General features: G+C 74.3%; 24 protein-coding genes. 16 read left to right on the forward strand and 8 right to left on the reverse strand.

All coding sequences use genetic code 11. The features are described 5' to 3' along the window. Window positions 1-747, reverse strand: a complete 747-nt coding sequence (locus ET526_RS03585) for a TetR/AcrR family transcriptional regulator (RefSeq protein WP_135466282.1) — start codon at window positions 745-747, stop codon at window positions 1-3. Window positions 748-850: 103 nt separating this feature from the next. Here ET526_RS03585 and ET526_RS03590 point away from each other — a divergent pair, with 103 nt between their 5' ends. From ET526_RS03590 to msrB, 6 genes are all read left to right on the forward strand, one after another. Then, complete coding sequence (locus tag ET526_RS03590) at window positions 851-2,068, forward strand: efflux RND transporter periplasmic adaptor subunit (protein WP_135466283.1); 1,218 nt, start codon at window positions 851-853, stop codon at window positions 2,066-2,068. Window positions 2,069-2,071: 3 nt separating this feature from the next. Further along, on the forward strand, window positions 2,072-5,209 hold the full coding sequence (locus ET526_RS03595; RefSeq protein WP_135466284.1) for an efflux RND transporter permease subunit: 3,138 nt from the start codon (window positions 2,072-2,074) through the stop codon (window positions 5,207-5,209). Between the two features lie 132 nt (window positions 5,210-5,341). Beyond that, complete coding sequence (locus tag ET526_RS03600) at window positions 5,342-5,989, forward strand: c-type cytochrome (protein ID WP_135466285.1); 648 nt, start codon at window positions 5,342-5,344, stop codon at window positions 5,987-5,989. Window positions 5,990-6,027: 38 nt separating this feature from the next. After that, a complete protein-coding gene (locus ET526_RS03605; RefSeq protein WP_135466286.1) occupies window positions 6,028-6,864 on the forward strand; it encodes an NADPH-dependent oxidoreductase in 837 nt (278 codons plus the stop codon). 60 nt (window positions 6,865-6,924) lie between these two features. Next, entirely contained in the window at window positions 6,925-7,473 is a 549-nt protein-coding gene (msrA, locus tag ET526_RS03610; protein ID WP_135466287.1) for a peptide-methionine (S)-S-oxide reductase MsrA, read from the forward strand. Window positions 7,474-7,490: 17 nt separating this feature from the next. Next, the gene (msrB, locus tag ET526_RS03615) at window positions 7,491-7,931 is read left to right on the forward strand and encodes a peptide-methionine (R)-S-oxide reductase MsrB (RefSeq protein ID WP_135466288.1); all 441 of its coding nucleotides are present in this window, start codon (window positions 7,491-7,493) and stop codon (window positions 7,929-7,931) included. Between the two features lie 25 nt (window positions 7,932-7,956). Here the strand turns inward: msrB and ET526_RS03620 are convergent, their stop codons facing one another. Continuing rightward, the gene (locus ET526_RS03620; protein ID WP_135466289.1) at window positions 7,957-8,985 is read right to left on the reverse strand and encodes an amino acid ABC transporter substrate-binding protein; all 1,029 of its coding nucleotides are present in this window, start codon (window positions 8,983-8,985) and stop codon (window positions 7,957-7,959) included. A gap of 161 nt (window positions 8,986-9,146) precedes the next feature. Between ET526_RS03620 and glcF the strand changes: the two genes are divergently transcribed. Further along, entirely contained in the window at window positions 9,147-10,484 is a 1,338-nt protein-coding gene (gene glcF / locus ET526_RS03625) for a glycolate oxidase subunit GlcF (RefSeq protein WP_135466290.1), read from the forward strand. Between the two features lie 25 nt (window positions 10,485-10,509). Here the strand turns inward: glcF and ET526_RS03630 are convergent, their stop codons facing one another. After that, a complete protein-coding gene (locus ET526_RS03630) occupies window positions 10,510-11,508 on the reverse strand; it encodes a YihY/virulence factor BrkB family protein (RefSeq protein ID WP_240048233.1) in 999 nt (332 codons plus the stop codon). A 254-nt stretch (window positions 11,509-11,762) separates the two neighbouring features. Here ET526_RS03630 and ET526_RS03635 point away from each other — a divergent pair, with 254 nt between their 5' ends. Continuing rightward, window positions 11,763-12,341, forward strand: a complete 579-nt coding sequence (locus tag ET526_RS03635; RefSeq protein ID WP_135466292.1) for a tetratricopeptide repeat protein — start codon at window positions 11,763-11,765, stop codon at window positions 12,339-12,341. An 8-nt stretch (window positions 12,342-12,349) separates the two neighbouring features. Here the strand turns inward: ET526_RS03635 and ET526_RS03640 are convergent, their stop codons facing one another. From ET526_RS03640 to ET526_RS03655, 4 genes are all read right to left on the reverse strand, one after another. Next, a complete protein-coding gene (locus ET526_RS03640) occupies window positions 12,350-13,432 on the reverse strand; it encodes an acyltransferase family protein (protein WP_135466293.1) in 1,083 nt (360 codons plus the stop codon). Window positions 13,433-13,501: 69 nt separating this feature from the next. Further along, window positions 13,502-14,935 (reverse strand): pyruvate kinase, encoded by a 1,434-nt coding sequence (pyk, locus tag ET526_RS03645; protein WP_135466294.1) that lies wholly within the window; start codon window positions 14,933-14,935, stop codon window positions 13,502-13,504. Between the two features lie 32 nt (window positions 14,936-14,967). After that, complete coding sequence (locus ET526_RS03650) at window positions 14,968-16,260, reverse strand: glycerate kinase type-2 family protein (RefSeq protein ID WP_135466295.1); 1,293 nt, start codon at window positions 16,258-16,260, stop codon at window positions 14,968-14,970. A gap of 69 nt (window positions 16,261-16,329) precedes the next feature. Continuing rightward, window positions 16,330-16,716 (reverse strand): nuclear transport factor 2 family protein, encoded by a 387-nt coding sequence (locus ET526_RS03655; protein WP_135466296.1) that lies wholly within the window; start codon window positions 16,714-16,716, stop codon window positions 16,330-16,332. A 135-nt stretch (window positions 16,717-16,851) separates the two neighbouring features. Here ET526_RS03655 and ET526_RS03660 point away from each other — a divergent pair, with 135 nt between their 5' ends. From ET526_RS03660 to aqpZ, 3 genes are all read left to right on the forward strand, one after another. Then, the gene (locus tag ET526_RS03660) at window positions 16,852-17,163 is read left to right on the forward strand and encodes a DUF1244 domain-containing protein (protein ID WP_135466364.1); all 312 of its coding nucleotides are present in this window, start codon (window positions 16,852-16,854) and stop codon (window positions 17,161-17,163) included. A gap of 54 nt (window positions 17,164-17,217) precedes the next feature. Then, the gene (locus ET526_RS03665; RefSeq protein WP_135466297.1) at window positions 17,218-17,496 is read left to right on the forward strand and encodes a DUF2312 domain-containing protein; all 279 of its coding nucleotides are present in this window, start codon (window positions 17,218-17,220) and stop codon (window positions 17,494-17,496) included. 128 nt (window positions 17,497-17,624) lie between these two features. Further along, a complete protein-coding gene (aqpZ, locus tag ET526_RS03670) occupies window positions 17,625-18,407 on the forward strand; it encodes an aquaporin Z (RefSeq protein ID WP_135466298.1) in 783 nt (260 codons plus the stop codon). A gap of 99 nt (window positions 18,408-18,506) precedes the next feature. On the opposite strand, the gene ET526_RS03675 is transcribed toward aqpZ, so the two are convergent. Next, entirely contained in the window at window positions 18,507-18,869 is a 363-nt protein-coding gene (locus ET526_RS03675; RefSeq protein WP_135466299.1) for a hypothetical protein, read from the reverse strand. Window positions 18,870-18,909: 40 nt separating this feature from the next. On the opposite strand from ET526_RS03675, the gene ET526_RS03680 reads away from it, so the two are divergent. The 5 genes from ET526_RS03680 (at window position 18,910) to ET526_RS03700 (ending at window position 25,754) form a co-directional block, all read left to right on the forward strand. Then, window positions 18,910-19,854 carry an ArsR/SmtB family transcription factor gene (locus ET526_RS03680; RefSeq protein ID WP_135466300.1) on the forward strand — a complete coding sequence of 315 codons (945 nt, stop codon included), beginning with the start codon at window positions 18,910-18,912 and terminating at the stop codon, window positions 19,852-19,854. A gap of 13 nt (window positions 19,855-19,867) precedes the next feature. After that, window positions 19,868-23,368, forward strand: coding sequence for a methionine synthase (gene metH, locus ET526_RS03685; RefSeq protein ID WP_135466301.1), 3,501 nt, complete (start codon window positions 19,868-19,870; stop codon window positions 23,366-23,368). Between the two features lie 135 nt (window positions 23,369-23,503). After that, window positions 23,504-24,391, forward strand: coding sequence for a cation diffusion facilitator family transporter (locus ET526_RS03690; RefSeq protein ID WP_135466302.1), 888 nt, complete (start codon window positions 23,504-23,506; stop codon window positions 24,389-24,391). After that, entirely contained in the window at window positions 24,388-25,185 is a 798-nt protein-coding gene (locus ET526_RS22315; protein ID WP_135466303.1) for an energy transducer TonB, read from the forward strand. The genes ET526_RS03690 and ET526_RS22315 overlap by 4 nt, the downstream gene beginning before the upstream one ends. Window positions 25,186-25,196: 11 nt before the next feature. Next, window positions 25,197-25,754 carry a cob(I)yrinic acid a,c-diamide adenosyltransferase gene (locus ET526_RS03700; protein ID WP_135466304.1) on the forward strand — a complete coding sequence of 186 codons (558 nt, stop codon included), beginning with the start codon at window positions 25,197-25,199 and terminating at the stop codon, window positions 25,752-25,754. The last annotated feature ends 13 nt before the right edge of the window (window positions 25,755-25,767 follow it).

Here is a 25,767-nt window from a genome sequence, read left to right on the forward strand (position 1 = left end):
TCAGGCGCCCGGGCGCCCCTCCGCCGTCATGGCCCGCCCGGGCGCGGCGGCGCCGGGCCGGGCCGCGTCGCGCCGCAGCAGCCCCTCCAGCGCCAGGCGGATATGGGCGCGTTCCATCGCCGCGGGCGCCGGCGCGGCCTCCGGCCCCACCATCATCCGCCAGACGGAAGCCATGATCGCCGGCGCGAGCAGCACCGCGGCCATGCCTTCCTCCCCCGCCTCGGGGCGGAACTCGCCCGATTCGACGCCGGCCCGCAGCAGCCGGCCGGTGAGGGCGAGGGCCCGGGCGAGCACCTCGGTGCGGTAGAGCTCGGCCAGTTCCGGAAAGCGCTCCGCCTCCAGCAGCACCAGCTTGAACAGGATCCGCTCCCGGCGGTCGGCGGCGGCCAGGCCGTAGGCCATCTCGAGCAGCGCCTGCAGCAGCGCGGCGCGCGGTCCCTGGAAGCCCGCCGCCAGCCGCTCGGCCTCGGCGAAGATGGGCTGGACGCAGGAGCGGATCACGGCGCGGAACAGCTCGGCCTTGCCGGGGAAGTAGTGGTAGATCAGCCCCTTGGCGATGCCTGCCCGGGCGGCGGTACCGGCCATGCTGGCGCCGGCGTAGCCATGCGCGGCGAACTCGCCGAGCGCTGCCTCCAGGATCAGCCGCGTGCGCTCCTCCGGCGGCAGGCGGCGGCGCGGCGGGGTCCGCCGCCTGGGGGCGGCGCCGCGCTTCGGCCTTTCGGGGGGTGCTCTCCTGCCTTCGCCCATTCCCGGATGACAATCCTATTGACTGGACATTCAACAGCGCCAGATTACCGGCCCAGATATTGACCGCGCGTTCGATACGCAAGCCCCCTTCCGGAACGGAGCGATGCCGGACCACAACTTTCCCGCGCCGCGCGACCTTGCCGCGGCGCCGCCGGAGGCACCGCGGCGCCCGGCGCGCCGGCGCCGCTGGGTGGCCGGCATGGCCATCCTTCTGGCGCTGGCCGGCCTCATCGCCCTTCTGCCGCGGGCGGAGCTGCTCTCGGGCATCGAGCTGCCGGCCGTCCGGCGCCCCGCCCCGCCCCTTGCCGCCGCCGGGGCGCCGCCGCCGGCGCTGACGGTGGCGGTGCAGCCCGTCACCCCGCGCCTGCTCGGCCGCCAGGTGGTGGGCGACGGCTCGGTCGTCGCCTGGCAGGAGCTGGTCCTCGGCGCCGAGATCGGTGGGCTGCGCGTGGTCGAGGTGGCGGTGGAGGAAGGCGACCGGGTCCGCCAGGGGCAGGTGCTGGTGCGGCTCGAGGACGCCGTCCTCGCCGCGCAGCGCGACCAGGCGGTGGCGGCGGTGACCGAGGCCGAGGCGGCGCTGCGCATCGCCCAGCAGGACCTGCAGCGCGCCGCCGAGCTGGTGCGCACCAACAGCGTCCCCCGCCAGACCCTGGAGCAGCGCGAGGCCGCCACCCGCCAGGCCGAGGCCAGGCTGGCCGCCGCCGAGGCGCGGCGCGACGAGGCCGTGGCCCGGCTCGCCCAGACCCGCATCCTGGCCCCGGCGGACGGCATCGTCACCCGCCGCGTGGCGCTGCTCGGCTCGGTGGTGCCGGCGGGGCAGGAGATGCTGCGCCTCGCCCGCGAGGGCAGGCTCGAGCTGAACGCACGCGTGCCGGAGCTGGAGCTCGCCGCGGTGGCGCCCGGCATGGCGGTGCGCGTGACGCATGGCGAGCGGGTGATCGAGGGGCGGGTGCGTGCCATCGCCCCCACCGTCTCCGCCGAGACGCGGCTCGGCACCGTGCATGTGGCGCTGCCCCCCGAATCGGGGCTGCGACCGGGCATGTTCGCCCGCGCCGAGATCCTGGCGGAGGCTGCCCCCGTCCTCGCCGTGCCGCAGGAGGCGGTGGTGTTCCGCGACGGAAGGCCGGCGGTGTTCGTCCTCGCCGAGGGCGGCGAGCAGGTCGCGCTGCGCGCCATCGCCACCGGCCGGCGCCGCGACGGCATGGTGGAGGTGAGGGAGGGGCTCGCCGCCGGCGAGCGCGTGGTCGTCGCCGGCGCGGGCTTCCTCGAGGACGGCGACCGGGTGCGGCTCGCCGGCCCGGTCACGGCGCGGAGGGAGTGAGCCATGCGCGCGACGCCCGCCGCCTCCGACCACCGCAACATCTCCGCCTGGGCGATCCGCAACCCGGTCGCCACCACCGTGCTGTTCCTGCTGCTGACGGTGGCCGGGCTGTTCGCCTTCCCGCAGCTCCGCATCAACAACACCCCGGATCTCGACCTGCCGGCGGTGGTGGTCACCGTCGCCCAGCCCGGCGCGGCGCCCTCCGAGCTGGAGACCGAGGTGACGCGCCGCGTCGAGAACGCGGTGGCCGGCCTCGGCGACGTCAAGCGCATCACCTCCACCGTGGTGGACGGCATGTCCGTCACCGCGATCGAGTTCATGCTCGGCAAGAACGTGGACCGGGCGACCAACGACGTGCGCAACAAGGTCGCGCAGATCCGCAGCGACCTGCCCGCCGGCATCCGCGAGCCGGTCGTGACGCGCGTCGAGGCAACGGGCGGCGCCATCCTCACCTACAGCGTCGCCGCGCCGCACCTCTCCGACGAGGCGCTCTCCTGGTTCGTGGACGACACCGTCTCGAAGGCGATGCTTTCCGTCCCCGGCGTCGCGCAGGTCAACCGCGTCGGCGGGGTGGACCGGGAGATCCGCGTCGCGCTCCGGCCGGACCGGCTGCTCGCCCTCGGCGTCACCGCCAACCAGGTGAACGAGCAGCTCCGCGCGCTGAACGTGAACCTGCCCGGCGGGCGGGGCACGCTCGGCGCCGGGGAGCAGAGCATCCGCACCCTCGGCGCCGCCCCGACGGTCGAGGCGCTGCGCGAGCGGCCGATCAGCCTGCCCGGCGGGCGTACGGCGCGGCTCGCCGACATCGCCGAGGTGACGGACGCCACCGCCGAGGTGCGCACCGCGGCACGGCTCGACGGCCGTCCGGTCGTCGCCTTCGAGATCCTGCGCACCGTCGGCTCCTCCGAGGTGCGGGTGGCGGAGGGCGTCGAGCGGGCGGTCGCGGCGCTGCGGGCGGCGCATCCGGGGGTGGAGATCCGCCGCGTCGCCAGCACCGTGGACCACGTGCTGGCGGGCTATCACGGCGCGATCGAGGCGCTGCTGGTCGGCGCCGGGCTCGCCGTGCTGGTGGTGTGGCTGTTCCTGCGCGACTGGCGCGCCACCGCCATCGCCTCGCTCGCCATGCCGCTGTCGCTGATCCCGACCTTCCTGGTGATGCACTGGTTCGGCTTCTCGCTGAACAACGTCACCCTGCTCGGGCTGACCCTGGTGATCGGCGTGCTGGTGGACGACGCGATCGTGGAGATCGAGAACATCGTCCGCCACCTGCGCCAGCGCGCCGACGGCGACACGCTGAAGGCGGCGCTCGACGCCTCGGCCGAGATCGGCCTCGCCGTGGTGGCGACCACGGCGACCATCCTCGCCGTGTTCGTCCCCGTCGCCTTCATGCCCGGCATCCCCGGGCAGTTCTTCCGCGAGTTCGGCCTTACCGTCGCCACCGCGGTCGCCTTCTCGCTCATCGTCGCACGGCTGCTGACCCCGCTGCTCGGCGCCTGGTTCCTGAAGCCGAAAGCCGCCCATGCCGAGGAGGTCGGGGAGGGGCCGGTCGGGCGGCGCTACCTCGGCCTGCTCGGCTGGTGCCTGCGCCACCGCTGGGTGACCCTCGGCGGCGCCGCGGCCTTCTTCGCCGCCTCGGTGGCGATGGTGCCGCTGATCCCGCAGGACTTCATGCCGAACGTGGACCGCGGCCGCTCCGCCCTCTCGATCGAGCTGCCGCCCGGCGCCACCCTGGCGCAGACCGAGGCGGTGGTGCAGGAGGCGACGCGCATCCTGAAGACGCGGCCGGAGGTCGCCTCGGTCTTCGCCTCGCTCGGCACGCAGAACTCGCAGGGCGGGCCCGCCCTCGGCAACATGACGCGGGCGGGCGATCCGCGCATGGCCAACCTCACCGTGACCCTGGTGCCGCATGGCGAGCGCCGGCTCCGCCAGTACCAGATCGAGGCGGAGCTGCGCCCGCTGCTCGAGCGGATCCCTGGCGCGCGGGTGCGCTTCGGCGCCGACGGGCAGAGCGGCGCCAAGGTGTCGGTGACGCTGGTCGGCGAGGATCCGGCGCTGCTCGCCGCCACGGTGCGGGAGCTGGAGCGGCAGATGCGCACCATCCCCCAGCTCGCCGGCGCGCGTTCCACCGCGAGCCTGTCGCGGCCGGAGCTGCAGATCCTGCCGCGGGACGAGCGGGCGGCCGAGCTCGGCGTCTCGCCCGCCGCCATCGCGGCGACGGCGCGCATCGCCACCACCGGCGACGTCGAGCAGAACCTGGCGCGCTTCAACCTGATGGACCGGCAGATCCCGATCCGGGTGATGCTGGAGGAGGGTGCGCGCGGCGACCTCGACCTGCTGCGCACGCTGCGCGTCGAGGGGCGCGGCGGCCTCGCCGTGCCGCTGGAGGCGGTGGCGGAGATCGCCCATGGCGCCGGCCCGGCGCAGATCGAGCGGCTCGGGCGCGTGCGCAAGGCGACGGTGGAGGCGGAGCTGAACGGCCTGGCGCTCGGCGACGCCACCCGGCTGATCGCCGCCCTGCCGGTGATGCGGAGCCTGCCGCCCGGCATCCAGGAGCGCCAGACCGGCGACACCGAGATCATGGCCGAGCTGTTCGGCGGCTTCGCCGTCGCCCTCGCCACCGGCATCGGCCTCGTCTACCTGGTGCTGGTGCTGCTGTTCGGCGGCTTCCTGCAGCCGTTCACCATCATGACCGCGCTGCCGCTCTCCCTCGGCGGCGCGCTGCTGGCGCTGGTGCTGGCCCAGAAATCGCTCGGCGTCTCGGCGGTGATCGGGGTGCTGATGCTGATGGGCATCGTCGCCAAGAACTCGATCCTGCTGGTCGAGTACGCGATCGAGGCGCGGCGCGGCGGGCTCGAGCGCGGCGCGGCGCTGATGGACGCGGCGCGCAAGCGGGCGCGGCCGATCGTCATGACCACCATCGCGATGACCGCGGGCATGGCCCACATCGCCATGGGCATCGGCACCGAGGCGGAGTTCCGCGCCCCCATGGCGATGGTGGTGATCGGCGGCCTCGTCACCTCGACCCTGCTCAGCCTCGTCGTGGTGCCGGCGGTCTACCTGGTGATGGACGATTTGGGCCGCTGGCTGCGCGGCCTGGGGCGGCGGCGCGGCGCGGGCCGGGCCGGTGCGCTGCCGGCCTGAGGCGCCGCGCGCGGCGCGGAACGGCCGGGTTGCCGGCCGGGGCGCTTTGGCTATATGGCAGGGCCGTGCGGGCGCCGGCGTCGGGGCCCGCGGCGACGGATGCGCGAGGCGGCAGCGGGGACGGCGACGGTCATGAACTCGATGGAAGTCAACAAGGTGTTCGCCGCCATCCTCACCGCCGGCATCGCCTTCATGGTGGCGGGGCTGGTCGGCGAGGTGCTGGTGCATCCCAAGCGCCTGCACGAGAGCGCGATCCGCATCGGCGACGTCGAGGCCCCGACCGCCGTGCCCACTGCCCCCGCCGCCCCCGCCCTCGAGCCGATCGGGCCGTTGCTGGCGAACGCGGACCCGCAGGCCGGGGAGCAGCTCGCCCGCCGGCTCTGCGCCTCCTGCCACACCTTCAACGAAGGCGGACGCCAGGGCGTCGGGCCCAATCTCTACGCCATCGTCGGCGCTCCCCACGCGCATATCGAGGGGTTCAACTACTCCGCGGCGATGCGGGCGCTGTCCGACCAGCCCTGGACCTACGAGGCGCTCAACGCCTTCCTCGCCGCGCCGGCGCGAGCCATTCCCGGCACGCGCATGGCCTTCGCCGGCATGGGCAACGCGCAGCAGCGGGCGGACCTGATCGCCTATCTGCGCAGCATCACGCCCAACCCGCCCCCGCTGCCCGAGGCGGAGGCGCCCGCCGAGGCCCCGGCCGGGCAGCCGGCAGAGGCGCCGCAGCCGGCGGAAGCGCCGGCGCAGCAGCAGCCCGCGGCCGCCCCGACCGGGGGTTGAACCCGCCCACGGGCGCCATGCGCGATCCCGCCCGCGACATGCCCGCGCCGCCGGCGATGCCGCCGCTGGCGGCGCTGGCGGCGCGCTATGGCGCCGCCGCGGCGGCGCCCGCGGCCGCCGCCTGGAACGACACCATCGCGCTGCTGCTCGCCCACCGCTCGGTGCGCGGCTACCGGCCCGATCCGCCGCCTCCCGGCACGCTGGAGGCGCTGGTGGCCGCGGCGCAGTCCGCCGCCACCTCCTCCAACCTGCAGGCGTGGTCCGTGGTGTCGGTCACCGATCCCGCGACCAGGGCCGCCCTCGCCAGGATCGCCAACGGCCAGGCGCATATCGAGGAGTGCCCGATCTTCCTCGTCTGGATCGCCGACCTCTCGCGCCATGCCCGCCTGGCCGAGGCGGAGGGGGCGGCGCTGGAGGGGCTGCCCTATCTCGAGACCTTCCTGGTCGCGGTGATAGACGCGGCGCTGGCGGCGCAGAACGCCGTGATCGCCGCGGAATCGCTCGGCCTCTCCACCGTCTATATCGGCGCGCTGCGCAACCGCCCCGAGGAGGTGGCCGCCCTGCTCGGCCTGCCCCGGGGCGCGATGGCGGTGTTCGGCCTCTGCGTCGGCTATGCGCGGGAGGGGGCGGAGGGCGAGGTCAAGCCGCGCCTGCCCCAGGCGGCGGTGCTGCACCACGGGCGCTACGGCACCGAGGGCGAGGCCGCGCTGCGCGCCGGCTACGACCGGGCGCTGGCGGCGTTCTCCGCCCGCCAGGAGATGGCGCAGGCCGGCTGGACGGGGCGGGTGCTGGCCCGGCTTGGCCGGCTGCGCGCCCTGTCGGGCCGCGACCGGATGCGCGAGGCGCTGGCGGCGCTCGGCTTCCCGCTGCGCTGACCCCCCTGCACGCCGCCTCCCGCCTCCCCATCTGACACCGGGCCAAGGAGGGGGCGAGAGATGAGCGCGAGCGAGACGGCGACCCTGGGCGGCGGCTGCTTCTGGTGCCTCGACGCGGTGTTCCGCGACCTCAGGGGCGTCTCGGAGGTGGTCTCGGGCTATGCCGGCGGCCATGTGCCGAACCCGACCTACGAGCAGGTCTGCGGCAAGCGGACCGGCCATGCCGAGGTGGTGCGCGTCACCTTCGACCCGGCGGAACTGAGCTACGCCGACCTGCTGCGCATCTTCTTCACCATCCACGACCCGACGACGAAGGACCGGCAGGGCAACGACGTCGGGCCGCAGTACCGCTCCATCATCCTCTACGAATCCGAGGCGCAGCGGCGCACCGCCGAGGCGGTGATGGCCGGGGTGGCGAAGGCCGGCATCTGGGACGCGCCGCTGGTGACCGAACTGGTGCCGCTGGAGACGTTCTGGCCGGCCGAGCCCGAGCACCAGGACTACTTCGCCCGCACGCCCTGGAACCCCTACTGCCAGGTGGTGATCGCCCCGAAGGTGCGGAAATTCCGCCACGCCTTCGCCGACCGCCTGCGCCGCCCGGCGGCCTAAGGAGAGGGAGGCAAGGAATGGGCCTGTTCGGCAAGCGCGGCGAGGCGGCGCCCGCCGACTACCCGGTGCGGAAGCCCGAGGCCGAGTGGCGCCGGGAGCTGACCCCGGAGCAGTTCCGCGTCCTCCGCCAGCACGGCACGGAGCGCGCGGGCAGCAGCCCGCTGAACGCGGAGAAGCGGCCCGGCCTCTACCGCTGCGCCGGCTGCGGCCGGCCGCTGTTCGACGCCGCCGCCAAATTCGAGAGCGGCACCGGCTGGCCGAGCTTCTGGCAGCCGCTGGAGGGCGCGGTCGGCACCAGCACCGACCGCAGCTTCTTCATGGTGCGCACCGAGGTGCACTGCGCCGGCTGCGGCGGCCATCTCGGCCATGTCTTCTCCGACGGGCCGCCGCCGACCGGCCTCCGCTACTGCATGAACGGGGTGGCGCTGCGCTTCGAGCCGGAGGGGGGCGGGGGATGAGCGCCGCCCGCCCCGCGGCGGCGGTTCAGCGAATCGGCATGCCGTACATCAGCCCGCCGCGGCTCCACAGGTCGTTCAGCCCGCGCGGCAGGCCGATCGGCGATCCCTGGCCGAGGTTGCGCTCGAAGATCTCGCCGTAATTGCCGACCGCCCTGATCGCGTTGTAGGCCCAGCGGCGGTCGAGGCCCATCAGCGGCCCGTGGTCGCCGGAGACGCCGAGCAGGCGCCGCACCTCCGGGTTCTCGCTGCGCAGCGCCTCGTCCACGTTGGCGCGGGTGATGCCGAGTTCCTCGGCCAGGATCAGGGCGAAGACGGTCCAGCGGACGATGTCGAACCACTGGTCGTCGCCGTGGCGCACCGCCGGCGCCAGCGGCTCCTTGCTGATGATGTCGGGCAGGATCACGTGATCCTGCGGGTTCGGCAGCGCGCTGCGCACCCCCGCGAGCTGACTCGCATCCGTGCTGAAGGCGTCGCAGCGCCCGGCCAGGTAGGCGTGGCGCGTCTCGTCGTTCTGCTCGAATACCACGGGCTGGATGCGGATGCGGTTGGTGCGCGCCCAGTCGGCCAGGTTGAGCTCATTGGTGGTGCCGGTGGTGACGCAGATGGTCGCCCCCTCCAGCTCCCGCGCCCGCTGCACGTTGAGGCTGCGGCGCAGCAGGAAGCCCTGGCCGTCGTAGAAGGTGACGGCGGTGAAGTTCAGCCCGTTCGCCGTGTCGCGCGTCTGCGTCCAGGTGGTGGTGCGGGCCAGCACGTCCACCTGGCCCGATTGCAGCGCCGGCAGCCGCGCCTGGGAGGAGAGCACGACCCAGCGCACCTTGTTCGGATCGCCGAGCACGGCGGCGGCGATCGCCCGGCAGGTGTCGGCGTCGAGGCCGCGGTAGATCCCCTGGCTGTCCATCACGCCGAAGCCCGGCGCGCCGGGATGGGCGCCGCAGACCAGCGCGTCCCGCTGCTTCACCGCGGCGAGCGTCGGGCCCGGGGCCTGCGGCTGCTGCGCCAGGGCCGGCGCGCCGAGCAGGGCGGCCAGGCAGGCCGCCGCCATGATCCGTCTCATCCCTCTTCCTCCCCCGGCCGCCCCGGGGCGGCGTGTCGCTTCCTGCAACGAGCCTAGGCCGGGTTTCGCCGCCTGCCTATCGCGCATCGGGAGGCGGGCCGGCGATATTCCCGCCCCTCGCGCCGCCGCCTATATGCCTGGGCCTGACCCCCCGAGGCGCCATGCAGACCAGCTTCACCGCCGAGCAGCTCCGCGACCCGGACATCCGCGAGTCCAACCGGATCCTGCGCACCTGCGTGCATTGCGGCTTCTGCACCGCCACCTGCCCGACCTTCGTGCTGCTCGGCGACGAGCTCGACAGTCCGCGGGGGCGCATCTACCTGATCAAGGACATGCTGGAGAGCGGGCGCCCCGCCACCGAAGAGGTGGCGCGCCACGTGGACCGCTGCCTCTCCTGCCTCTCCTGCATGACCACCTGCCCCTCCGGCGTGCACTACATGCACCTGGTGGACCACGCCCGGCGCCACATCGAGGAGACCTATCGCCGCCCGCCGGCGGAGCGGGCGCTGCGCCGGGCGCTGGGATGGCTGCTGCCCCATCCGGCGCGCTTCCGCGCCGCGCTGGCGGGGGCGCGCCTCGGCCGGCTGGCGGGAGGGCTGATCCCGGGCACGGGGCAGACGGCGCGGCGGCTGCGCGCCATGCTGCGCCTCGCCCCGGCGCGCCTGCCGCCGCCGAGCCCGATGCAGCGCCCGCAGGTGCACCGCGCCGAGGGGGCACGGCGCGGCCGGGTGGCGCTGCTCACCGGCTGCGCGCAGCAGGTGCTCGCCCCCTCCATCAACGAGGCGACGATCCGCCTGCTGACGCGGATGGGCGTCGAGGTGGTGATCGCGAAGGGCCAGGGCTGCTGCGGCGCGCTCAACCACCACATGGGCCAGCACGACCCCGCCATGCGCCTCGCCCGCGCCAACATCGCCGCCTGGAGCGCGGAGCTGGAGGGGGAGGGGCTGGACGCGGTGGTGATCAACGCCTCGGGCTGCGGCACCACGGTGAAGGATTACGGCTTCATGTTCCGCGAGGAGCCTCCGCCCTGGAAGGAACGGGCCGAACGCGTCGCCGCCATCGCCATGGACGTCTCCGAGGTGCTGGCGAAATTCGGCTACGCGCCCCGGCGCGAGCCGCCCGGGCTGACGGTGGCCTACCACGCCGCCTGCAGCCTGCAGCACGGCCAGCGCATCACCACCCTGCCGAAGCAGCTTCTGCAGCGGGCAGGCTTCGCGGTGAAGGAGCCGCGGGAGGCGCATCTCTGCTGTGGCTCCGCCGGCACCTACAACCTGCTGCAGCCGGAGATCGCCGGGCGGCTCAGGGACCGCAAGCTCGCCCATCTGGGGGCGCTCGGCGCCGATCTCGTCGCCTCCGGCAATATCGGCTGCCTGACCCAGCTCGCCGGCGGCGGGCTGCCGGTGGTGCACACGGTCGAGCTGCTCGACTGGATGGCGGGCGGCCCGGCGCCCCCGGCGGTGGCGGGCATCGCCCCCCGCCCGCCCGCCGCCGCGGCCTGACCGCGCCGCCGGGCGGGGCGGCCGTTCAGCTCGCCACGGTGTCGGCCATCTTCGCGCCACGCCGGCCCATCGGCTTCTCCGGCTGCTTCGTCGTGTCGCGGGCCGTCTGGTGCTCCATCTCGGCGTTGAGCTCCGCGCCCACCAGCACCACGATGGCGGAGATCCAGATCCAGGTCATGAAGCCGACCACGGCGCCGAGCGAGCCGTAGGTCTCGTTGTAGCTGCCGAAATTCGCCACGTACCAGGAGAACAGGGCGGAGCCGACGACCCAGACCACGGCCGCGAAGGCGCTGCCCCAGCTCACCCAGCGCCAGCGCGCCTCCTTCCGGTCCGGCCCGTAACGATAGACCACGGCGAGGAAGACGGTGACGCCGACCAGCAGCAGCGGCCAGCGAGCCCAGCGCAGCAGCAGGTCGGCGGTGTCGCCGAGGCCGATGAAGCCGAGGATCACGGGCACCGCCACCACGCCGGCCATGGCGAACAGAATAAAGACGATCCCCCCCAGGGTGAGGGCGAGGGTGAGCAGGGTGCGCCGGAAGAAGCTGCGCGTCTCCTTCTCCTCGTAGACGACGTTCAGCGCGTCCACGAGCGCCTTCATGGCCTGGTTGGCGCTCCAGAGCGAGATGCCGAGGCTGATGACCAGGCTGAGGCCGAGCGTGCCGCCGGTCTGGCCGGCGATGCGCGTCACCTGGTCGTTCAGGATCTCCATGCCGCCGCCCGGGATCACGCCCTCGAGCCCCTGCAGGTGCCGCTCCACCTCGGCCGGGTCGGCGAACAGGCCGTAGATCGAGACCAGCGCGGCCAGCGCCGGGACGAAGGCGAGCAGGGTGTAGAAGGTGACGCCCGCCGCCTCGGTCATGACGCGGTCCTCGGAGACCTGCTGGGCGGTGCGCTTGAGGATCGCCCACCAGCCGCGGGCGGGGATCTCGCTCGGCCGCTCCGCGTCCCGCCCGTGCGGGTCCGCGCCGCCCCGGCGGGCGGCGGCGGGCGGACGGCCGCCCTCGCCGGGCGGCTGCCCCCGCAAGGCGGCCCGCGCACGGGGCTGGGGGCGACGGGTTGCAGCGGCCAGCAGACCAGCCGCAGTCACGGCCGCGGCGACAAAGGGGTTGGGCTTGCGGTCCGCTGGCATGGGTGGCTCCACCTTTCGGGGCGCCGGCTTCCGGGCGGAAAGCTGCTGCGGCGCCTGCTGCTTGACGCGCCGCAGCGCCCGCGGTTCACGCTCCGTCTCCGCCGGCCATGCCCTTGCGCCAGGAGGCGGCCTGCCCGACTTCTCCCGCCATGCGCTGGCTGCCCGTCCTGATCCTGCCGCTCCTGCCCGCCCCGGCGGTGGCCGAGACCGCGCCGCAGGCCCCGCCCCGGAGCGGGGCGGAGGCACGCCGAGCCGAACTCGACCGCGCCTTCGAGGCGCTGCGCGCGGCACCGGACGAGGGCGGGGCGGCGCTGGTCGAGGCGCGCATCCGCGCGCTCTGGGCCCAGGCGGCGAGCCCGGCCGTGACCCTCCTGCTCCGCCGCGGCCTGCGCAACATGGAGGCCGGGCTGCCCGACGAGGCGCTCGAGGATTTCGATGCCGCGCTGACCCTCGACCCCCGCTTCCCCGAGGCGTGGTACATGCGCGCCCAGGCCCATGCCCGGATCGGCGACGGCACCGCCGCCGCGCGCGACCTGCAGGAGGCGCTGCGGCTCGAGCCGCGGCACTGGCCGGCCCTGGCCGGCCTCTCGGCGCTGCAGGAGCAGAGCGGCGACGCCGCGGGGGCCCTGCGCAGTCTGGAGGCGGCGCTGGCGATCAACCCCAGGATGCCGGGCGGGGCGGAGCGCCTGCGCGTCCTGCGCCGCAAGGCGGAGGGCGACCCGACCTGACCCGACAGTCAGGCCCGGGCCAGCCCCGCCGTCCGTCGGGTGGCGCCCGGCAGGCCGAACAGGAAGGGCACCCGCTCCAGCACCCGGCCGAGCGCGAGCGCGACCGCCACGGCGAGCAGCGTCAGCACCGGCAGCAGGATCAGGCCCGGCAGCCATTCCGGCTGCGGCACCAGCGCCATCAGCACCCGCAGGGTGATGGTGTGCAGCACGTAGATCGCCAGGGTGTTGCGCCCGACCACCTGCAGGGGCGCGGCAAGCGGCGGAAGGTGGCGGCTCAGCCAGATGGCGAGGCCGAGGCCGGCCGGTACCGCGAGCAGGGAGAGCGACGCCACCACTGCCGGATCCCGCAGGATGCGCACCATGTGCGCGAGCGCGCCCAGCGCCAGCCAGCAGAGCAGGAGCGGCAGCAGCACGCGGAGTTGCCCGAGCCGCGGCGCCGCGGCGCGCAGCCGCTCCGAGCCCAGGATGCCGAGCAGGAAGTAGGGGAAGTGGTAGAAGCGGTCGAGCACCGGCAGGCCGATCGCCTCGCCCCACTCCAGCACGCCCGGCACGGCCAGCGCCAGGGCGATCGCCATCTGCGCCGCCGGGGGCAGCGGCCGCAGCAGCAGCGCCACGGCGAAGAACAGCATCAGCGCGTAGAGGAACCAGGTGTTGTTCCAGGTGACGAGCAGCGCCTCCACCGGCCCCTCGATGGTGTTGTAGTATTCCTGCATTCCCGGCGGCCCGAGGTCGCGCAGCGCCCAGGCGTGGATCCCGGCGTAGAGCAGCGACCACAGCGCGTAGAGCCAGGCGTAGTGCAGCACCCGCCGGCGCATCACCTCCCCCGCCGGGCGCCGCATCAGCCCCGCCGCGAGCAGGCCCGAGACCAGGAAGAACATCGGCATGCGCAGCGGGAACAGCAGGTAGTTGAACAGCGTGACGGCGAGTTCCTGCTGCTCCATCGCCTGCGCCACGATGTCGGCGTGCAGCAGCACGACCATCAGCATGGTGAGGCCCCGCGCGGTGTCTATCCAGCCGAGGCGCGCGCGCGCTTGGTCGGATGCGGGGGCGACAGGGGGGATCGCCGCGGGTCGTGAAACAATCTCCGGCATGGGACCTACCCTAGCCGCGGCCACCCTGGTGCTTCGCCTCACGCCGGCGTGGGGCCGGGGGCGGCCGGCTCACTTCACCGTGGCGACACGCAGGGAATTGGTGGTGCCCGGTGTGCCGAAGGGAACGCCGGCGGTCACCACCACCTCGTCGTCGCGGCTGGCGAAGCCTTCCTGCTGCGCCGCACGCAGCGCCTTCGCCACCATGTCCGACATCGAGTGCGGCTCCGGCGTGACCAGCGGGTGCACGCCCCACACCACGGCGAGGCGGCGCGCCACCTGCGCATTGGCGGCGAGACCGATGATCGGGCTGTGCGGGCGCTCCCGCGCCACGCGCAGCGTGGTCGAGCCGGTGGAGCTGTAGGTGGCGATCGCCTCGGCGCCGATGGTGTGCGCCACTTGGCTCGCCGCGGCGGCGATGGCCCCGGCGCTGGTCGGCTCCGGCGGCGGGCGGGCGGCGTCGGTGATCGTGCGCCAGCCCGGATCCTGCTCCACCCGCGCCACGATGCGGTCCATCATGTTCACCGCCTCGACCGGATACTGCCCGGCCGCCGTCTCGGCCGAGAGCATCACCGCGTCGGCACCGTCGAAGACCGCGGTGGCGACGTCTGAGGCCTCGGCGCGGGTCGGGTAGGGGCTGCCGATCATGCTTTCCAGCATCTGCGTCGCCACCACCACCGGCTTGCCGGCGGCACGCGCGGCGCCGACGATGCGCTTCTGCGCCAGCGGCACCTCCTCGGGCGGCAGCTCCACGCCGAGGTCGCCGCGCGCCACCATCACGCAGTCGGTCAGCGCCATGATGGCGTCGAGATTGTCGAGCGCCTGCGGCTTCTCGAGCTTCACCATGATCCAGGCGCGGCCGGCCGTGATCTCCCGCGCCTCGGCCACGTCCTCGGGCCGTTGCACGAAGGAGAGGCCGACATACTCGATGCCGTGGCCGAGCACGAAGGCGAGGTCCTGCCGGTCCTTCTCGGTCAGCGCCGGGATCGGCAGCACCACGTCCGGCACGTTCACCCCCTTGCGGTCGGAGAGCGCGCCGCCGACCAGAACCTCCGTCTCGAGGTGGTCGTCGCGGCGATGGGTGACGCGCAGGCGGAGCTTGCCGTCGTCGAGCAGCAGGGTGGTGCCGATCTGCGCCGCCTGGATGATCTCGGGATGCGGCAGGTTCACCCGGCGCACGTCGCCCGGCGTCGGGTTGAGGTCGAGGCGGAAGGTCTGGCCGGCCTGGAGCTGCACCCGCCCGCCCATGAACCGCCCGACCCGCAGCTTCGGCCCCTGCACGTCGGCGAGGATGCCGATCGGCCGCCCGACCCGCCGCTCCACCGCGCGGATCGCGGCGATGCGCGCGGCGTGGTCCTCATGCGTGCCGTGGCTAAAGTTCAGGCGGAACACGTCGGCACCGGTGCGGTGCAGGCGCTCGATCATCTCCGGCGTCGAACTGGCGGGACCGAGCGTCGCGACGATCTTGGTGCGCCGCCGGCGGCGGAGCGGGATGCGGATGGCCATGCGGGGTGGGCACTCCTCGGTCCGCTCCGCCCTCAGGCGACGAGAACGGCGCGGACGTCGTTCACATTGGTCAGGGTCGGGCCGGTCACGATCAGGTCGCCGAGGGCCTCGAACAGCCCGTGGCTGTCATGGGCGGCGAGCATGGCCCGCGGGTCGAGGCCCCGCGCGCGGGCGCGCGCCAGGCTGTCGGGCGTGGCGATGGCGCCGGCGGCCTCGGAGCGGCCGTCTATGCCGTCCGTATCGGCGCAGAGCGCCCAGATGCCGGGATGCCCCTCCAGGGTCAGGGCGAGGCCGAGCAGGCACTCGGTGTTGCGCCCGCCTCGCCCCGCCGCGCCGGGGGGCAGCGTCACGGTGGTCTCGCCGCCCGAGAGCAGCACCGCCGGGCGGGGCAGGGGCAGCCCGTGCGCGGCGGTGCTACGGGCGATGCCGGCGAGCGCGCGGCCGAGCTCCCGCGCCTCGCCCTCCAGCGCGTCGCCGAGGATGAGGGGGGCGAGGCCCTGCCGCTCCGCCTCCGCCGCCATGGCGCGCAGCGCCATCAGCGGGGTGGCGATCAGGCGCAGGTCGGGCCGGCCGAGGCGCGGGTCGCCCGGCTTCGGCGTCTCCTCCTCCGCCCGGTCCAGGTGGCGCAGCACCGGATCGGGCAGGGCCATGCGGTAGTGGGCGACCAGGGCGCGCGCCTCGGCGAAGGTGGTCGGGTCCGGCACGGTGGGGCCGGAGGCGATCACCGCCGGATCGTCGCCCGGCACGTCCGAGATCGCCAGCGTCACCACCCGCGCCGGATGCGCCGCCGCGGCCAGCCGCCCGCCGGAGAAGGCGGAGAGGTGCTTGCGGATGCAGTTCATCTCCTGGATCGGCGCGCCGGAACGCAGCAGCTCCCGGTTCACCGCCACCAGGTCCTCGAGCGTCAGGCCCGGCGCGGGCAGGGTGGTGAGCGCCGAGCCGCCGCCCGAGACCAGGACCAGCACCAGGTCGTCCGGCCCCAGGCCGCGCACCAGGCGCAGCATCTCCGCCGCCGCCTCGGCGCCGCCGGCATCCGGCACCGGGTGGCTGGCGAATCGGAGCGCGATCCGCCGCCGCAGCGGGGGGGAAGGGAGGTCGGCGCCATGCGGGGCGACGACCAGCCCGGAGAGCGGCAGGCCGGGCCAGGCGGCCTCGACCGCGGCGGCCATCTTGGCCGCGGCCTTGCCGGCGCCGACCACCACGATCCGCCCGCGCGGCGGCTCGGGCAGGTGCGGCGCCAGCACGGCGAGGGGGTCGGCCGCCTCGAGCGCCGCCCCGAATAGCCGCTGCAGCGCCGCCCGCGCCCGTCCGTCGTCCCACCCCATGCCGCGCACCCCCTTGCCGCCGGCCCATCATCACCGTGCCGGACGGATCATCAAGCGTCCGCGCGCGGTTCAGCCCGTGGCGCAGCTCGTCTCGTCCCAGGCCTGCACGGTCAGGTGACGCAGGATGCGGCCGCCGGCGAGGTCGAGGGTCATGGCCGAGACCACATGGCAGCCATCCGGATAGGCGCAGCGCTCGACGAAGGAAAGGCGGTCCGGCCCGATCACCTCCTGCGTCACCGCATGGGTCATCTCCCGCGCGCAGACCTCGCGCCAGAAGGCCGCGATGGAATCGCGGCCCCTGAGGCGCATCGGCGCGCTGGGCGGGCGGTTCCGGTCCACGACGGTCATCTCGGCATCCTCGGCGTAGAGGCCGGCGAGAGTGTCGGCATCGCTGCGTTCGAGGGCCTCCTTCAGCCGGGCGAAGTCGAAGGCCCGGCGCGGCGCGGTGGCGCGCATGGCATCCTCCCTTGGCCGCGCGGCGGGGCCGCGCGGACCCGGCGAGGGTACACCCGCAGGGCGGCGGTGCGCGACGCTCCCCTGGCGCGGCGCGCCGGCGCCCCCCAGATCACCCCCGGCAAGGAGGAGGACCCGATGGCCGCACCGGAGATCGACCCGAAGACCCGCACCGAGCTCGAGGCCGCCGCCTTCCGCCGGCTGGTCGAGCATCTGCGCGGGCGCACCGACGTGCAGAACATAGACCTGATGAACCTCGCCGGCTTCTGCCGCAACTGCCTCTCCCGCTGGTACCGGGAGGCGGCCGAGTCGCGCGGCCTGGCCCTCTCCGAGCCGGAGGCGCGGGAGATCATCTACGGCATGCCCTACAAGGAGTGGCAGGCGAAGTACCAGAAGGAGGCGACGCCGGAGCAGAAGGCGAAATTCGCCGCCTCCAATCCGGGGCATTGATGCGCCCGTCCCCTCCCGGCTAAGACCGCGGCCCTTTCGCGTGGGGGAAAGGGCATGAGCGAGGCGGCAACCATGCCGGAGGCGGAGGCGGATACGGAGGTCGGCGGCATCGCCGCCGAGCGGCTGCGCTCCATCGTCGAGCGGATCGAGCGGCTGGAGGAGGAGCGCAAGGCGCTCGGCAACGACATCAAGGACATCTACGCCGAGGCCAAGAGCGCCGGCTTCGACGTGAAAGTGCTGCGCCAGGTCATCTCGCTGCGTCGGCGCGAGCCGGCGGAGGTCGAGGAGCAGGAGACGCTGCTCGACCTCTATCGCCGCGCCCTTGGCATGTAGGGTGCCCCCGCCGGCGGGACGCGCTCCCCGATCACGATGGGCGGAACCGTGTTTCAAGCCAGTTGGTAACCTCTGTCGTTCTCTCGAGCCGGGGCCAGTTCCAGGGTGCCGGGGAGGAGGACGAAAGGATGTCCCGCAAGCTGCTGGCCGAGTGCCTCGGCACGCTGTGGCTCGTTCTGGGCGGCTGCGGCAGCGCCGTGCTGGCCGCGAAATTCCCGGAGGTCGGCATCGGGCTGGTCGGCGTGTCGCTTGCCTTCGGGCTGACCGTCCTGACCATGGCCTATGCGATCGGCCACATCTCGGGCTGCCACCTGAACCCGGCCGTGACGCTCGGCCTCGTCGCCGCCGGGCGGTTCCGCGGCGGCGAGGCGGGGCCCTACATCGCCGCGCAGCTCGCCGGTGCCCTGCTCGGGGCCCTGCTGCTCTACGCCATCGCCTCCGGCCAGCCCGGCTGGACGCTCGCCGCCGGGCTCGCCACCAACGGCTACGGCGAGGCCTCGCCCGGGCGGTTCAGCATGGCCGCCGGCTTCGTCACCGAAGGGGTGATGACCTTCTTCTTCCTGCTCATCATCCTGGGCGCCACCGCGGCACGCGCCCCGGCGGCGCTTGCCCCGGTGGCCATCGGCCTCGGGCTGACGCTGATCCACCTGGTCAGCATTCCCGTGACCAACACCTCGGTGAACCCCGCCCGCAGCACCGGGCCGGCGCTGGTGGCGGGAGGCACGGCGCTGGCGCAGCTCTGGCTGTTCTGGGTGGCACCGATCCTGGGCGCGGTTGCTGCCGGCGCGCTGCACCGCTGGATGGGGGCCGAGGCGGCGGCCGACGATGCGGACCGCGAGGCGGCGGCGCGCCGCGCGGCGGCCTCCCCGGTGGAGGCGCTGGCGCCCATGCCGGCCCGCGAGCCGCGTTAGGGCGGATCCCGTTCAGATGGACCCACCTGAACGGGTGAAGAGGCTGACACGCACAAGATCTGGAGCATTTTCCGCGAGCCGAGGCGAACGGAGAATGCTCTAGCCCGGCCGGAAGCGCGCCGCCGTCACCGCATCCGTCCGCAGCGCCGCGGCGAGCGCCGCTCGGCCGGCGGCGCTCGGCACCAGGGCCACCACCCGCTCGAACCAGGGGCAGCGCCCCCGCACCCGTGCTTGGAACAGCGCATCGAGCGCCGCCGCCGCGGGTGGCCGCCCCGCACAGCAGGCGCAGCCGGCGGGGTGGCTCTCCCCCGGTGCGAAGGCCGCCGCGGCGGCGGCAAGGGGCGAGGGCGGGCCGGGCGCCTCGGCGAGCAGGGCGGCGGGCCGGCCGGCGAGGGCGGCGGGCAGGTCGTCAGGATCGGTGATGACGGTGACAGGGATACGGGCATCCAGGGACCAAGCCATGCGCTGGACATAAGGATATGTTTATGTTATTGGCAAGTGCATGGAGGACCTCCTGGCCCAGCTCCGCGCCGCCGCCGAGCCGACACGGCTCCGCCTGCTCGCCCTCTGCGCGCGCGGCGCCTTCTGCGTGAGCGACCTCTGCGAGGTGCTCGGCCAGTCCCAGCCGCGCCTCTCCCGCCACCTGAAGCTGCTGGTCGAGGCCGGGCTGCTGGAGCGGGTGCCGGAAGGCGCCAACGCCTATTTCCAGGTCCCCCCCGGCGCCGACCTCGCCCGCGTCATCCTGGCCCGCCTGCCGGAGGACGACCCGCTGCTCGCCGCCGACCGGCGCCAGGCCGTGCGCCTCGCCGCCGAGCGGGCCCGCGAGGCCTCCGCCGCCTTCCGCCGCGACGGCGCCGACTGGGACGAGATGCGCGCCCTCGGCCTGCCCGCCGCGGCGATCGAGGCGGCGCTGCTCGCCGCCCTGCCGCCGCGCATGGGCCGCCTGCTCGACATCGGCACCGGCACCGGCCGGCTGCTCGAACTGGTGGCACCCCGTGTCGAGAGCGCCCTCGGCGTGGACGCCAGCCGCGAGATGCTGGCGCTCGCCCGCGCCCGCCTCGCCGAGCGCGGCCTCGCCGGCCGCTGCGCGGTGCGCCAGGCCGACATGTACCGCCTGCCCCTGCCCGACGCCGCCTTCGACGCCGTGACGCTGCAGATGGTGCTGCACTACGCCGAGGATCCGGCGGCGGCGCTGGCCGAAGCGGCGCGGGTGCTCAAGCCGGGCGGCGCGCTGCTGGTGGTGGACCTCGCCCCGCACGACCGCGCCGAGGTGATGGAGCGCCACCGGCACCGCTGGCCCGGCTTCGACGACGCCGAACTCGCTGGATGGCTCGGCGAGGCCGGCTGCGCGCTCGCCGACGCCATCACCGTGGACGGCCCGCTTCCCGTCCGCCTCTGGCCGGCGCGGCGGCGCGTGCGCGGCCCCGTCTCCGTCCTCGCCTTCTGAGAGGCCGCACCGCATGGCCCGACCGCACCTCCTCGACGCGCTCCGCGACCGCGTGCTGCTCTGCGACGGCGGCATGGGCAGCCGCGTGCAGGCCATGGCGCTCGACGTGGAGCGCGACTTCTGGGGCAGGGAGAACTGCACCGAGGTGCTGAACCTCTCCCGCCCCGACATCGTGCGCGACATCCACCGCGGCTATTTCGAGGCCGGCGCCGACATGGTGCTGACCAATTCCTTCGGCGGCAGCCCGGTCACGCTCGGTGAATTCGGCCTCGAGGACCGCGCCTTCGAGATCAACCGCGTCGCCGCCGAGCTGGCGCGCGAAGCGGCGGAAGGCTTCGCCGACGGGCGCCACCGCTGGGTGGTGGGCGACATCGGACCGGGCACCAAGCTGCCCTCCCTCGGCAACATCGGCTACGACGCGCTGGAGACCGCGCTCGCCGAGCAGTGTCGCGGCCTGATCGCCGGCGGCGTCGACGCGCTGCTGACCGAGACCAACCAGGACACGCTCTACATCAAGGCCGCGGTCAACGCCGCGAAGCGCGCCCGCGCCGAGGCCGGCTCCGACATCCCGATCCTCGTGCAGGTGACGGTGGAGACCACCGGCACGCTGCTGGTCGGCCCCGACATCGCCGCCGCCGCGACGGTGGCGCACGCCCTCGACGTGCCGCTGATCGGCCTCAACTGCGCGACCGGGCCGCAGGAGATGGCCGAGCACCTCCGCTGGCTCTCGCGGAACTGGCCCGGCCTCCTCTCCTGCCAGCCCAATGCCGGCCTGCCCGAGCTGGTGGACGGGAAGACGCACTACCCGCTCGGCGCCGCCGAGCTCGCCGCCTGGATGGAGCGCTTCGTCACCGAGGATGGGCTGAACCTGATCGGCGGCTGCTGCGGCACCTCGACGCCGCACATCGAGGCGCTGGACGCGATGCTGCGCCGGCTCGACGGCGGGCGCTTCCGCCCGGCGCCGGCGCGGCGCAGCGTGGCCTGGGTGCCCTCCGTGGCAAGCCTCTACTCGGCGGTGCCGCTCCGGCAGGAGAACGCCTACTTCTCCATCGGCGAGCGCTGCAACGCCAACGGCTCCAAGGCCTGGCGGGAGCGGCAGGCGGCGCATGACTGGGACGGCTGCGTCGCCATGGGGCGCGAGCAGGTGGCCGAAGGCTCGCACGCGCTCGACCTCTGCACCGCCTTCGTCGGCCGCGACGAGCTCGCCGAGATGGCCGAGGTGGTGCGCCGCTTCACCTCCTCCGTCAACGCGCCGCTGGTGATCGACAGCACCGAGACGTCGGTGATCGAGGCGGCGCTCAAGCTGCACGGCGGCAAGCCGATCATCAACTCAATCAATTTCGAGGACGGCGAGAAGCACGCCCATGACCGCATGGCGCTGGCGCGGAAGTTCGGCGCCGCCGTCATCGCGCTCACCATAGACGAGCAGGGCATGGCCAAGACCGCCGAGGACAAGCTGCGCATCGCGCGGCGCCTCGTGGACTTCGCCTGTGGCCGCCACGGCCTGCCGCAGAGCGACCTGCTGATCGACCCGCTGACCTTCACCATCGCCACCGGCAACGAGGACGACCGGAAGCTCGGCCTGTGGACGCTCGAGGGGATCCGCATGATCCGGGAGGAGTTCCCGGACATCCAGATCATCCTCGGCCTGTCCAACATCTCCTTCGGCCTCAACCCGGCGGCGCGGCACGTGCTGAACAGCGTGTTCCTCGACCACGCGGTGCGGGCGGGCATGACCGGCGCCATCGTGCACGCCAGCAAGATCCGGCCGCTGCACCAGATCGCGCCCGAGGAGGTGCAGGTCGCCGAGGACCTGATCTTCGACCGGCGGCGGGAGGGCTACGACCCGCTGCAGCGCATGCTGGAGATCTTCGCCGGCCGCAAGGCCGCCGACGCCGCCGCGCGGAAGCGCGCCGAGACGGTGGAGGAGCGCCTGCGCGACCGCATCGTGGACGGCGACCGCAAGGGGCTGGAGGACGACCTCGCCGAGGCCATGGCCAGGGGCCACGCCCCGCTCGACATCATCAACACCATCCTGCTCGACGGCATGAAGGTGGTGGGCGAGCTGTTCGGCGCGGGCAAGATGCAGCTTCCCTTCGTGCTGCAGTCGGCCGAGACGATGAAGGCGGCGGTGGCCTACCTCGAACCCCACATGGAACGGGTGGAGGGGCAGGAGAAGGGCACCATCGTCCTCGCCACGGTGAAGGGCGACGTGCACGACATCGGCAAGAACCTGGTGGACATCATCCTCACCAACAACGGCTACCGCGTGGTGAACCTCGGCATCAAGGTCCCGCTCGCGGAGATGGTCGCCGCGGCGAGGGAGCACCGGGCGCACGCCATCGGCATGTCCGGCCTGCTGGTCAAGTCCACCGTGGTGATGCGCGAGAACCTTGAGGAGATGTCGCGCATCGGCCTCGACATCCCGGTGCTGCTCGGCGGCGCGGCGCTGACGCGCACCTACGTGGAGGAGGACTGCGTCCGCGCCTATGCCTGCGGCCGCGTCGCCTACGCCAGGGACGCCTTCGACGGCCTGCACCTGATGGACAAGGTGACGGGCAACGGCTTCGACGACTACCTCGCCGCCGTGCAGGCGAAGCGCAGGGGCAAGACGCGCAACGAGAGCCGCGTGCTCGGCCAGGCCGATCCGCGCGGCTTCGCCCCGGTGGACCTGGGCTACGCCCAGTCGCGCCGTCGCCGCCTGACCGCGGGCGTGCCGGTGCCCGATCCGCCCTTCTGGGGGCCGCGCCTGATCGAGGCGGCGCCGAAGGCGGTCGTGCCCTTCATCAACGAGCGCAGCCTGTTCCAATTCCAGTGGGGCTTCCGCAAGCAGGGACGCAGCCTGGAGGGTTTCCTCGGCTGGGCGAAGCAGGAGCTCCGCCCCGTGCTCCGGCGCATGCTGGCCCTGGCCGAGGCCGAGGGCATCCTGACGCCGCGGGCGATCTACGGCTACTGGAAATGCGCCGGGCAGGGCAACGACCTGATCCTGTTCGAGCCCGACGGCGTGACCGAGGCCGCGCGCTTCACCCTGCCGCGCCAGCCGAAGCAGGACGGCGAGTGCATCGCCGACTTCGTGCGCGACGTGGAGGACGGGCCGAACGCGCGCGACGTCATCGGCCTGCAGGTGGTCACCATGGGCGAGCGGGCGAGCGAGGTGGCCCGCCAGTGGTTCGAGGCGAACCGCTACCAGGACTACCTCTACCTCCACGGCCTGTCGGTGGAGATGGCCGAGGCGATGGCGGAGTACGTGCACAAGCGCATCCGCGCCGAATGGGGCTTCGCCGCCGAGGACGACCGCGACATGGACCGGATGCTGGCCCAGGGCTATCGCGGCGGGCGCTACTCCTTCGGCTACCCGGCCTGCCCGCGGCTCGAGGACCAGGCGCCGCTGCTGCGCCTGCTCGGCGCGGAGCGGATCGGCGTGACCCTCAGCGAGGAGTGGCAGCTCCACCCGGAGCAGTCCACCAGCGCGATCGTGCTGCACCACCCGCGGGCCAAGTACTTCTCGGTCTGACGCGACGCGGGGGGTTGCGGGGGCGGTGCCCGAAGGGGCATGAACCCACCCGCCGAACGGGAGCCGCGCCGCTTGGTCCCTGACCCTCTCTACCGCCTCCGTCCCCGACGGGGCCTCGCGCCGGGCTGAGGCGCCATGAGCCGGGCCGTCCGCACCGCGGCGGGGAGCGTCGCCGTCGCCTGCCTCGTGCTCGCCCTGAAGCTCGTCGCCTGGTGGCTGACGGGCAGCGTGGCGCTGCTCGCCGACGCGCTGGAGAGCGTGGTCAACGTCGCCGCCGCCCTCGCGGCGCTGGCCGCCATCCGCTTCTCCGCCCTGCCGCCGGATTCCAACCACCCCTATGGCCATACCAAGGTGGAGTACTTCTCCGCCGTGCTCGAGGGGGTGCTGATCGTCGTCGCGGCGGCGGTGATCCTGCACGAGGCCTGGGGCGCCTTCCTGGCGCCGCGGCCGCCGGACATGCCGGCGCAGGGCCTCGCGGTCTCCGCGCTCGCCACCGCAATCAACATCGCCTGGGCGCGGGTGCTGTTCCGTCGCGGGCGAGAGGTCCGCTCCCCGGCGCTGCTCGCCGATGCGCGGCACCTCACGGCGGACATCGTCACCTCCCTCGGCGTGATCCTCGGCGTCGCGCTGGTGACGCTGACCGGCCTCCTCTGGCTCGACCCGCTGGTGGCGGCGCTGACCGCGGCGAACATCCTGTGGTCGGGCTGGCGGCTGGTGCGCGCCTCGGTCGGCGGGCTGATGGACGAGGCGGTCCCGCCCGAGCTGCTCCAGCGCATCCGCCGCGTCGTGTCGGTGCACGCCGCCGGGGCGATCGAGGCGCACGACCTGCGCAGCCGCCATGCCGGGCGCCTCACCTTCATCGAATTCCACCTGGTGGTGCCCGGGGACATGCGCGTGGTGGAGGCGCACGACATCTGCGACCGGATCGAGGCGGCGCTGAAGGCGGAGATCGAGGGCGCCGTCATCACCATCCATGTGGAGCCGGAGGGCAAGGCCAAGCACCATGGGGTGGTGGTGCTGTGAGCCGTCCGGCGGCGCTCCGCTCCGCCGCGCCGCCGCTCCGCGCCGTGGCCCTGTCGCTGCTGCTGCATGGCGGGGCGGTGGCAGGGATGCTGCTGGCGGACCGCGACGCGCCGCCGGCGCCGGGCGCCGAGCGGGGGGTGGAAATCCTCTGGCACCGCGAGGTGGCGCGGGATTCGGCGGCGGGGGAGGCGGCGCCGGACCCACCCTCCGCCGAGGCGCCACCCCAGTCTCCGCCACCCGAGGCGCTGCCGGCCGAGGCGGGGCATGGGCCGCCGGAGCACGCCCCGCAGGCCGGGACGCCGCCGCTGGAGCCCGTGCCGCCCGGGAGGGGGGATGCGCCGGCGGCCATCGTCGCGGCGGAAGCGCCCCTGCCCTTGCCACCCCCGCCCATGCCGCCGCCTCCGCCCTCCGCCCCGGCCCGGCCGGCGCCCGCCCTGCCCCCCGCCGCGCCGCCCTTGCCGGGGGAGGGGCCGCGGCCGCCGATGCTGGGCGGCGGGGCGCTGGTGCTCGGCGCGGTCTCGCAGCCCACCCCCGAATACCGCCCGGAGGAGCCCCGCTACCCCGAGGGTGCGCGCCGACGGGGCGAGACCGGCACCGTGCGCGTGCGGCTGCACGTGGACGAGCGCGGCCGGGTCGCCCGCGTGGACCTCCTCGGCAGTTCCGGCCATGCCGAGCTGGACCGTGCCGCCCAGGACTACTTCGCGCGCTGGCGCTTCCGCCCGGCGCGCCGCGCCGATGGGCTGCCGGTGGCGGACAGCGTGACCGCCGCCCTGACCTGGCGGCTGGTGGATTGAGGACGAGGCCCATGGTGAAGCTCGACATCATCACCACCCGTGGCGGCGATGGGGGGGAGACCTCGCTCGGCGACGGCACCCGCTTGCGCAAGGACGCGCTGCGCATCGAGGCGATCGGCGCCGTGGACGAGGCGAACGCCGCGATCGGCCTCCTCCGCCTGCACACGGCGGGGCGAGAGGAGGATGCGATGCTCGGGCGCATCCAGTCCGACCTGTTCGACCTCGGCGCCGATCTCTGCGTCCCCGGCACGGGGGAGGACCGGCTGCGCGTCGCCCCCGCCCAGTGCGCGCGGCTGGAGGCGGAGATCCGCGCCCTGAACGCCGGGCTGCCGCCGCTCGCGAGCTTCGTGCTGCCCGGCGGCTCCCCGGGCGCGGCGGCGGCGCATCTGGCCCGCACCGTGGCGCGGCGGGCGGAGCGGCGCGTGGTCGCCCTCGCCGCCGCGGAGGCGGTGAACCCGGAGGCGGTGCGCTACCTGAACCGCCTCTCCGACCACCTCTTCGTGCTGGCGCGGCGGCTGAACGACAACGGCACGCGCGACGTCACCTGGGTGCCCGGCGCCACGCGCTGAGCACGGGCCGCCG

It is taken from the genome of Crenalkalicoccus roseus (assembly GCF_004761865.1).
Lineage (GTDB): Bacteria > Pseudomonadota > Alphaproteobacteria > Acetobacterales > Acetobacteraceae > Crenalkalicoccus > Crenalkalicoccus roseus.